The organism is Paenibacillus sp. J22P169 (genome assembly GCF_059691995.1).
Genome location: NZ_JCAUAO010000009.1, coordinates 226,353 through 236,610 on the forward strand (window position 1 = coordinate 226,353; position 10,258 = coordinate 236,610).

The 10,258-nt window shown below is 41.5% G+C and carries 6 protein-coding genes, 3 tRNA genes, 1 rRNA gene and 1 pseudogene; all 11 read right to left on the reverse strand.

Annotation, left to right across the window (positions count from 1 at the left end):
• Positions 1 to 721 precede the first annotated feature (721 nt).
• Positions 722 to 1,717: a Gfo/Idh/MocA family protein gene (locus tag AC58QG_RS29990; protein WP_497365722.1), complete on the reverse strand. Its 996-nt coding sequence runs from the start codon at positions 1,715 to 1,717 to the stop codon at positions 722 to 724.
• 26 nt (positions 1,718 to 1,743) lie between these two features.
• Positions 1,744 to 2,955 carry a BNR-4 repeat-containing protein gene (locus tag AC58QG_RS29995; RefSeq protein ID WP_497365723.1) on the reverse strand — a complete coding sequence of 404 codons (1,212 nt, stop codon included), beginning with the start codon at positions 2,953 to 2,955 and terminating at the stop codon, positions 1,744 to 1,746.
• 39 nt (positions 2,956 to 2,994) lie between these two features.
• Positions 2,995 to 3,870: a carbohydrate ABC transporter permease gene (locus tag AC58QG_RS30000; RefSeq protein WP_497365724.1), complete on the reverse strand. Its 876-nt coding sequence runs from the start codon at positions 3,868 to 3,870 to the stop codon at positions 2,995 to 2,997.
• A gap of 29 nt (positions 3,871 to 3,899) precedes the next feature.
• The gene (locus tag AC58QG_RS30005; protein ID WP_497365725.1) at positions 3,900 to 4,799 is read right to left on the reverse strand and encodes an ABC transporter permease; all 900 of its coding nucleotides are present in this window, start codon (positions 4,797 to 4,799) and stop codon (positions 3,900 to 3,902) included.
• An 83-nt stretch (positions 4,800 to 4,882) separates the two neighbouring features.
• A complete protein-coding gene (locus AC58QG_RS30010; protein WP_497365726.1) occupies positions 4,883 to 6,469 on the reverse strand; it encodes a type 2 periplasmic-binding domain-containing protein in 1,587 nt (528 codons plus the stop codon).
• Positions 6,470 to 6,648: 179 nt separating this feature from the next.
• Complete coding sequence (locus tag AC58QG_RS30015) at positions 6,649 to 8,952, reverse strand: AraC family transcriptional regulator (RefSeq protein WP_497365727.1); 2,304 nt, start codon at positions 8,950 to 8,952, stop codon at positions 6,649 to 6,651.
• Positions 8,953 to 9,219: 267 nt separating this feature from the next.
• Positions 9,220 to 9,527: pseudogene (locus tag AC58QG_RS30020) on the reverse strand (Y-family DNA polymerase); the annotation flags it as partial.
• A 302-nt stretch (positions 9,528 to 9,829) separates the two neighbouring features.
• A tRNA-Leu gene (locus AC58QG_RS30025) sits at positions 9,830 to 9,911 on the reverse strand.
• Positions 9,912 to 9,920: 9 nt separating this feature from the next.
• Positions 9,921 to 9,992 (reverse strand) — tRNA-Gln (locus AC58QG_RS30030).
• Positions 9,993 to 10,008: 16 nt separating this feature from the next.
• A tRNA-His gene (locus tag AC58QG_RS30035) sits at positions 10,009 to 10,081 on the reverse strand.
• A 69-nt stretch (positions 10,082 to 10,150) separates the two neighbouring features.
• Positions 10,151 to 10,258 (reverse strand): 23S ribosomal RNA (locus AC58QG_RS30040); the annotation flags it as partial.

Genomic DNA, 10,258 nt, shown 5'->3' on the forward strand with positions numbered 1-10,258 from the left:
TATCAATATTAGTTACGGATGCTGCATACCGGAAAACAAAACAGCGCCCAATTTACCGACGAAAAAACTCTGCCCTTGAAGTTATAATGATATCAGTTAGGACATACTAAATAACCTTCTGTGTACCTCAAGGGGACAAAAAAAGCCACACTGTCTGAACATTTCAGTATATTAGAGCCACAGTGTTACATAAAATAGAGCCGGTCATTATGTTATTGTACAAAGCCAGCGGAGGCTAAACTCCCTCGGAAAACTATAGCTAAAGGAATTTGCGCAATGTAGCTCCTTTTTTTTATGAAGTTACTTTAATGATTGGTTTATTATCTTTTAGGAATCTTATCAAAAGTAATGTGAAAAAATCCCGATTATTGGGCTAATGCGCCAATTCGGGATTTTCAATGGTATTTTGTTATGATTGCATTTTGACTAAAATCTTGGATTGACTTTTGTCTTTCATTAGCAATTCCAAACCGTCTTCTACAATGTTTTCTAATGATATTTTTTTGTAATTACTGGCTTTACATTAAGTCTGCCAGATGCAATCATCGATATTACTTCTGGGAAGATGTGACGGTAGGCTAAGGAGGCTGAAATCTTGAGTTCAGCAAGCATGACGCAATGACTTGCCCTCTAATGACCCTCTCATAGCCAGGAACACTCGCCACACTCACTGCCACGATGGTGGGGGAACCTTTTCAATGAATCGCCAAACACACTTTGCTTAAAATTTGAGATGGCCGATCTGTTCCTTACCGGTTTCCGTCGAACGATATACCATCTCCAATGCTGCGATAACTCCCCGCCCGTAGACAGCAGGACAGCTTGGTTCGGTGTAAGTTCGGATGGCAGTGAGCAAATCAGTATATTGCAACTGGAAGGGAGTCGGCATATCCGGTACTTCCAGTTGCTCATACCCGCCTCCACGGCTGATCCATAAGCTGTCGCCAGTGAGCAACTTCAGCATGCCATCTGTGAAAATGATTTCTGTTTCGTTGCGTGATGCTCCTGGGTAACCGGACTGAGCAATTGTTGCAGGAATGCCGTTCTCAAGCTCAAGATAAATGACGCCGCTCCCTTCCACGTCACCCCTTCGCCCATGAAAACTGACAGAGGCATTCACTTTACGTACGGTACTGTCCGTAAGCCATTGGATTTTATCAATAGAATGTGTGCCTAGATTAGCTAGAATGCCCCCTCCAGACTTCTTCTTCTCCAAAAACCAATCTGGTCGTGAATCTCTAAAATAGTCCACATGTCGCACATCGTTAATCATGACGACTTGTCCTAAATCGCCCCCTTGAATAATACTTTTGGCGAGTATATTTTCTGCTATATAGTGTTGGGTATGACCGATCAGAACTCGAACATCGGCTGATTGGGCAGCTTCTATGATCTCATCGCATATCGATATTGATAAAGCCATAGGCTTCTCTATCATCAGATGACAACCATGCTTGGCAGCAAAAATTGCTGATTCTTTATGTAAATAGTGAGGTAAAGCGATAGTCACCACGTCTGGTTTTTCTTGCTCGATCATTTCTCGATAGTTTTGATAAGCTTGTATGCCATATCGAGCTGCAATTTCCTTTGCTTTATCCAATTGGATATCAACAACTGCACATGCGGCAAATCCCGGGGTTGATTGGATAGCATCAAAATGATCGGTGGCAATAGCTCCGGCTCCTAGTACGGCTACAGTCAATGCTCTTTCACTCATTGTGTGGTTTCACCTTTTCTGTGTGCTTACTGGTCAAGCAGTTTCATTATTAGTGCTGTTTGGTATTGAGTGTAGTGGACATAATCGCCGCACATCCATAGAAGAATACCAGGTTTATTGTCGACTCTGCGGGATACGATAGGCCTTACATTGTGTTGCGTGGACCCTGCAGTTATTGCAGTGGACGTCCACGTTACCCCATAGTCGGGTGTATGCCAATGCTCAATCTCAAATATCCCATTCACTGAACGCGAGAGGTATACATTGGAAGGATTAAGATGATCCAGCGTGATGCCGCCTGAATAATAGGGTTCGCTCTCGACAGAGCCCTTTGGTGTTTGTGGAAACCAGGAGCCACCGGATGTGATCTCGTGATTATCCCATGACTTTCCATTCCAGTAGCTGTAGTAGTACCGATGATCCGTATCAGAAAGAAAGACAGTATAAACGATGGCAGGATTGCCATTCTGATAGGTGGCGATATCCCAGATCCAAGCCTTTGTCCCGTGAGAGCCGGCATCGTAAACCATATCCGCTTCTTTGGGGAGCATCGGAAGATCATCGCTCGTTGTAATCATTCTCCCGTCAGCATGGCGAATAACCCCAGCATTTAAGGATGCACAGTAAATACTGTTCTTTAATTCAGCGTTTGGATGACCATCCGTAAAAGCGAACCAAATTGTATCATCCCCGTGAGAAGTATACTTTATATAAGGACGGGCGCCATCTCCAGAAATTAACGTTGTGGGCTCAGTCCAGGTTTTCCCGTCGCTGCTCGTGCTGAAATTAGGTTTAAAATTACCACCTCGCCAAAATAAATAAAGCAATTGCTCTTGTTTCATATAAATGGGATGTGAATACGTATACCCAAAGGAGCCTTCTGTATTGTACGGTAGCTCGGATTCTGCACCAAAAGAAGTGATATCCTCGGGGTTTTCCATCGTTCTGAAGAACATATTCTCCCCATTATGAGCTGAATAATAGATTGTCACACGCCCATCTTCAGCTATGAATAACGATGGATTAGCATGGTCATCGATTTGCAGGCTTTTCTTGATGCTCATCGAAACGATGGTATCCTCATGGTGATCGTAAGTGCCAATCATCACATCGCCAGCTTGTGTCAGCCACCCGATATATGTTCTATTGTGTTTTCCAACATAATGGACCGCTCTAGGATCGGCAAAAAAGCACCAAGCCCCATCATTTGTTAATTCCATATAGTTTTCGCTTTTCATATCAAACCCCTCCATTGTTGTACGAATGATCTTCTGCATTTATTCTTTGAGAGAGCCCAACATGGCTCCTTTAACGAAATACTTTTGCAGGAACGGATAAAACAATAAAATGGGAAGCGTTGCGAATAGAATGACACCGGCTTTCATCATTTCTGGAGTTGCTGCTGCAACTGTATCTACAGCACTTATCTGTGACAAGGTATTACCCGAATCCTCGATGACCAAATTTCGCAGTATGACTTGTACCGGAAGTAGGTTCTTATCACGAATATAGATGAGCGCAGAGAAATACGAATTCCACTGGCTAACCGCATGAAAGAGTGCGATCGTAGCAATAACTGGCTTAGAAAGCGGGATGGCCACACGTATATAGATGCTCAATTCATGACAGCCATCAATTTTGGCAGCATCGAACATCTCGGAAGAGATACCTTGAAAAAACGACTTCATAATAATAACGTTGAATGCGCCAAGTGCACCGGGTATCATCAAAGCCCATAACGTATTTTCCATATGCAAAGATTTAATCAACAAGTAACTGGGGATTAAAGGTGCCGCAAAAATGAAAGTAACGATCATTCCATTCAAAATCAGTTTCTTGTAAGGCATAGCAGGTCGAGCTAGGGTGTAAGCGAGTGTTGAGGTGAAGAACAAAGCAATGATAGTACCAAATACGGTGATGTAAAGGCTGACAGACATTGCGCGCCAAAGTGAATCCATCTCCAAGATCGTCCGATAAACTTCCAGATTGAAGCCTTTTGGCCAAAACGCAACCTGCTTAGCTCCAGCATAAAGGGGCGCGCTGAAGGAAATAGCCATAAGATGGATCATCGGAGCAATCATAGACAAACTGAAAAGAATCAGGAGTAAACTTATAATCAATTGAAATATGCGTTCTTTATTCGAATTTGTCACAAATGTTCCTCCCTTCATGAAGATCAAATCTAATAGATGCTTTCCCCGGTGGACTTTCTACTTAAGTAGTTGAGACTCGTAATCAGTACAAGACCTAACACTGACTTAAATATGCCAATGGCTGTCGAATAACTGAACTGAGAACTTAAAAGACCTACCCTATACACGTAGGTGTCAATCACTTCACCAGTATCTCTAACCAAGGGATTCAGGAAGACCAATACTTGTTCGACGTTTGAATCCATCACATGACCAACTTGCAAAAGGAATAGGATAATAATCGCTGGCAACAATGAAGGGATTGTTATACTCCACATTTGTCTCCATCGTCCAGCTCCATCCACCATAGCGGCCTCATACAGATTGGGATTGATTCCGCTCAAAGCGGCAAGATAAATGATCATCCCCCAACCAACTTCTTTCCATATGCCAATGCTGACAAGGATGCCTTTGAAAAACTCAGGTGTTGTAATAAAATCAATCGAGGGTAAACCTAATGCTCCCAAGAGACTATTCATGAAACCGTCAGACGACAACAAATCAATAAATATTCCGCCAACAATGACCCATGATAAAAAATGAGGGAGATATAAGAGTGTTTGCACAGATCGTTTCACTAACATTAATCTAACTTCGTTAAGTAACAACGCTAAGATAAGTGGCGCCGGGAATCCAAAAAACAAGGAATACAAACTGAGCAATAGCGTATTCCTTACTATTTGATAAAATTCGGCGTAAGTGAACATATTGGCGAAATGCCCAAAACCAACCCAATTACTTCGCCAAAAGCCTCTGAATAAATTATAGTCCTGAAAAGCTATAACATTTCCCGCCATTGGGATATATTTAAATACGATGAAATGCAGTAAACCAGGTAGTGCGATGAGAAAGAGCAGCAAGGCATCGTTGGATTGAATTCTTCTTAACAATTACCTATCCCTCCCTTGTGTAATATGATCCAGCCCGTATTCGGGCTGGAATTATTGGGTAACTCTCTTTATTTATTCAATTATTATTTTTTATTGTAAGCATTGTACCAATCCGTAGCTTCCTTGATTACGGCGTTTCCTCCACGCGATTTCCACTCAGCTACAAAATCATCGAATCCTTTGTCAACCGTTAGCTTTCCAGTAATGACTTTAGCGAACATGTCGAGGAATAAGGTTCCTGCGTTTGTACCTGGTACTAACTCTGGATGGGTGCTTAACGATGTGAGGGCAGGCATGTTCACACTCTCATTCTTAAAAGCAACGGATTTCGCTGTCTTACTGCCTTCAACTAGAATTTCCGCACCTTTTGTGGCAGCTAATAATTTATCGTTCATACGACCGTCACCACGTAAATTCAAAGACATTTGGTGAAATTGAAATGCATCATTTTCTTTGTTGATCGCAGAGTTGGGATCCCATAAGACTTTCCCATTCTCTTCTGTATAGGTTTTTCCGTTAACACCGAAATTGAAGAATTTTTCCCCCTCATCCGACCATGCCCAGTTAAGCAACTTGATAACATCAATCGCATTCTTGGATTTAGCTGGAATTGCAAAAACAAAGTAAATTGGATCAAGAAACGGTACCAGTCCCTGTGCCTTCCCGTCGCTTGCCGGAGAAATCATACTTATTTTCACATTCTTTTCATTAACGAATTTCTCAGGATACCAGTTCGTCGGGTAATTCGGTACATCATGAAGCCAACTGCCAGCTTTACCATTGTTGATATCCGCTAGCCAGTCAGCACCTTTCTTGGTAAAGAGATCCGGGTTAATATACTTGTTGTCGTAAAGTGATTTCCAGAACTTTAAAGCTTCCTTCATTTCCGGTTGGATCATCCCAGGTTGGAAGCTGCCATCTCGGAAGGTCCATTCTATTGGGCTATAACCGAATTCTTTGAAGAACATACTGCTGAAAAAAAGATTTTCACGAACGTAAAAGCCGTACTCGTCATTCTTGTCACCATTACCATTCATATCGTTTGTTTTGACAGCTTCGAAATATTTCAAGTAGTCATCCAATGTTTTGGGTTGTGACATGTTCAATTTATCTAACCAATCCTGTCGTATATACACAACTTGTCCATTAGGTAGGGCATTTAACGTAGGAATTCCATATATTTTTCCATCCTTAGAAACTCGAGGGCTTTTCCATACTTCTGCAGGTATATTCTTTTTGATATTCGGTCCGTACTGATCGATAAGAGCAGTCAGGTCAGTAAATACGCCTTCTTGAACAGCCCCAGGATGCATCGAAGAGTTAATGCTATCCGTACGGAGCAGATCGGGAAGGTCGCCTGAAGCGAAACGAACGGTCATTTGCTGGGTAAAATCATTACTATGACCAAGGAACTCAACATTCAAGTTATACCCGGATAACCGTGACATTTCCTTCACATACATATCATCTTGAGGTTTAACCTGCACGGCATACTTGGCAAGAGCGTGGGACAGAAGAATACTTATTTTCTTGGGGGGTTGCGCAGCTCCTGAATCCGTCGCTTTCCCACCGTCAGCTGAAGTTCCTGATTCGCTGCTGCATGCAGCTAACAGCATCGTTCCAATAAGAGTAAGTACAATAGGTACCGTCGTGAGCTTCTTTCTGTTCATTGGATAACTCCCTTTCTGTTTCGGGTAATTAGAATACAGGCATTACAATACCTTAGGAAGGGTAACAGAACAATTCTCCATTTCAATTAGAAAGATATCAAAAAAAGATAAACAATGAAACATAAAAAGATAAAGCGAAAAACAGCTGAAACGTCATCGTAAATTGAATTACGAAAACCTCAGTCTAGTTCATCACTTTTTCTAGATATTCTCCTATATTCACCGGGAGGCACCCCTATAATTTCTTTAAAAATACGCGTGAAATTTTGAACAGATGAATAGCAGAGTCGTTCAGCAATCTCTTTATTCGATAGTTCTGAATTCTCGAGTAAGAATTTGGCTTGATTCATTTTATAAGTGATTACATAGTCATTGAATTTCCCACCGGTTACTTCTTTAAACACACGGCTCAGATGAGACGAGGAAACCTCAAAGTGTTCGGCAGCGGACTGTAAGGTCAATTCCTTATCGAAATGATCATGAATATAATTAAGCACGTTCTGAACTAGCTTTTCCTTCGAAGAGGTCTGCAGCGTGTTTATTTGTTTCGTAATAGTCGGGAATAACTCGGCTATCAGCCAGTTCTCCACCTCTTTTAATGTATCGAATCGATATAATTGCTTGAACAGATTTTGTTCGAATAGGTCTTCCAGAGAATGCCCTCTCTCTTCTAGCATGAATTCCAACTCCCCTAACATATAGGAGAATAAACCCAGAACAGTAGCGGAACTATTGACTGAGTTGGGGATTTTAGTAATCAGTTTATCCAAGATTTCGACGGCCGCTCTCTCGTTCCCCTCCATCAGGTAGGTGTTGATTTCTTTCAACATTTTGATGGACAACTTTCCAGAGTGTTCCAATGTAAATTCGATGGATTCTTCGCTAATTATCTTGTTGCTGCCCATTAAAAATCGGTAATTAAATAAGGTTAGCGCTTTTTCATAACCCACGCTAATACAGTTATAATCGTAGTAAAGCGGGCTAACAGAAAGACTGATGGTATATTTGAAATATTCAGTGACATTATCGCGGTATTTCTCCAATAATTGTTGAAGTTGCTTTTCTGTTTTTTCTCCTTGGCTTCTGCTTCCGATTATGAGAACCAGCTGCCCTGACCGGTGAGTCACTGCGACACATAAAAATAAGGAACCAATGACTTCTTCTGCGACATTTCCCAAAGCATAATAAATCAAAGCACGATCCTTAGTGTTGTACTCTTGGTCAAATCGAAGCCGATCATCAACTTCTAATACCACAACAGAGAACCAAGGACCTTGAAGCGACAAGTCCAGATGTTTAAGATTGTTCTGTATACTAGCGTCCGTAAGATCTCCTCGCAGTAATTGATTATAAAAGCTATCGATAGCCTGAGACTTATGCTCCCTCAATTCAAGCTTCAAACTATCATAGGAAGTCTCCAGATTTCGCAGAAACAGAATCAGACCTTTTCTTTTCTTTGGTTCGATATTCTCCCGAGAGTCGGCCATTTTATGAAATAGTGATTGCTGCATCTGTTCCACTGGGCTAAAGATCTGTTTAGTTCCAACCAGAGCGATTGCTGAAGTGACAATGACCAGTATACCAAGAATCAACCAAGTGACGTAACGTATTTGTTGTGACCTTTTTTGTATCGTTTCTAATGGAGTCAGGGCCACATAAGTCCACTCGTTTAAAGCGGATTTTTGCACGGATACCGCGTACTTATTATCTTTAAACGATACAGTATGTAATAATTCCTCAGAAGAACTCCATATTTCATGTAATCCCGGGATTAATTGAATATCCATTCCAATATCGTTAACACTTCGACTAACGACAATTCTACCTTTTTTATCGATGATGAACAGTTCTCTTCCTTCCCCAAGCTCAAGGGAACCAATGAATTTGTTTAAATTGTTAACATCAACATGGATGATTACTACACCTTCACTATAGTCACTATTAAGGGGGACTGGGCGAAATAAGAGCAGGTCCTTTTGCCCAGGATACACTTTAGGCGGAACGATAAATGAACTATTATAAACGGGTTTTAGTTGCTTCAAGATCGTTTCATAACCGAAGTTACGAAGTGTTTCATTCTCATAATAATTGGAGTACATAAAATTGTATTTATTAATCAGCAAGGTTGTACTAAATGGGATTGTAGACAGACTGCGTTGCCGCCCAATTGCATCTATCATTTCCCAATATGTGTTGAGATCCTCATCGGAGGGCCCCGATCTCACGAATCGTTGGATAGTCACGTCCGTTGCTAGAGCAATGGATGAAATATTTAATGTTAAGAACAGATTGTTGATTTTGTTTTCAACTTGTTTAAGGACTACTTGTTGATTGAGATCTACTTCATCTTGCATAGATTTCGAGTTCATGGAGGAAGAGATGCTTCCGATCAGTAGGACGGGGAGAATACCCAGGAGTAAAGAGAATGTCATCACTTTCGTTTTAAAAGGGAGGTTGTATATGAAGTTCAGTATTCGTGTCATGTCTAATCCTCCATTATTCTTTTGGTCTGTACGCGCCTCATGAGTAGTCTTAAGGCGCCTCTCAACTCTGCTTTCCTATTATAGGAGGTTTTCCCTTCTCCAACAAGTAACGAGAGAAAGAAGTCGATCGAATAGTCTTAGACAGATTGTCTATAAATGCGAATAGATTCCGGAGGTTTTACTATGAACAAATCGTTATTAACTGATATAGAACTCTTCGCGGCCGCCTTATCGCAGGCTTTCGTAGTCGTTAATAAAGATTTATAACACCTCAACTAGATCCGTATACGTTTCTAAATATCAGTAATAGCGAGTGATACGTCAATATATCGTTGCATGTGATGACGCATTACTATAGCATTCGGATACAATTGAAGAGCTTCACCAAGTCTTTGTGCTGTTGAAACACCAAAACTCTTAGCGATGGGACACGCGGCTAGTATGATGCCAGTTCTTCGCGCAGGATCGCTAGCGACAACAACGGGTAACTTCTCGAGACCTAGATGTGTCGCTTTTTCAACGCTAGCGTTAAACGATTGACAATCAGAAAGAACAGGAACACTTGTTTGGTTTATTATATTTCAGCGACGTATTAGCTATGCAAGCTAAATTTCAAAAGATCCTTCTTTGTTAAGGATCAACTACTTACTTTAGAAGCAAAATACAAATAATCCCCACAAAGCCAACAAATTAAGAAGGCAAGTAAGGATTTCTTATTAAAATTAATGAAATTATTCTGGTTCACAGCTTAATGTTCCAAAGAATCTGGCCAATCACCAAAAATGACATATTGGTTTTCAGGACCGCATTCATTCCATCTGTTATAAAACAGAAAAAACCCTTATGCAACAAGGGTTTCGAGCTGTTAAAGCTGGGATGCGGTCGGGGGGATTTGAACCCCCACGCCTTGTGAGCGCCACCCCCTCAAGATGGTGTGTCTGCCGTTCCACCACGACCGCTTGTGTATACTGGGGATCTAGGATTTGAACCTAGGCATGACGGAGTCAAAGTCCGTTGCCTTACCGCTTGGCTAATCCCCATTAGATAAGGGAAAAGGGCGACCGATGGGACTTGAACCCACGAATGCCGGATCCACAAACCGGTGCGTTAACCCCTTCGCCACGATCGCCACAGTAGGAATATTATTCCCTGAAAACTAGATACGAAACTTCAACGTAAGGTAATACTCTTAGGAATTTTGGTTAAGCCCTCGACCGATTAGTATTCGTCAGCTGCATACGTTACCGCACTTCCACCTCGAACCTATCAACCTCGTCGTCTACAAGGGGTCTTACATACTGGGAAA

Coding starts and splice junctions, on each gene's coding strand:
- AC58QG_RS30015 (WP_497365727.1), bottom strand. CDS start 8,952: ATGACACGAATACTGAACTTCATATACAACCTCCCTTTTAAAACGAAA.
- AC58QG_RS29995 (WP_497365723.1), bottom strand. CDS start 2,955: ATGAAAAGCGAAAACTATATGGAATTAACAAATGATGGGGCTTGGTGC.
- AC58QG_RS30010 (WP_497365726.1), bottom strand. CDS start 6,469: ATGAACAGAAAGAAGCTCACGACGGTACCTATTGTACTTACTCTTATT.
- AC58QG_RS29990 (WP_497365722.1), bottom strand. CDS start 1,717: ATGAGTGAAAGAGCATTGACTGTAGCCGTACTAGGAGCCGGAGCTATT.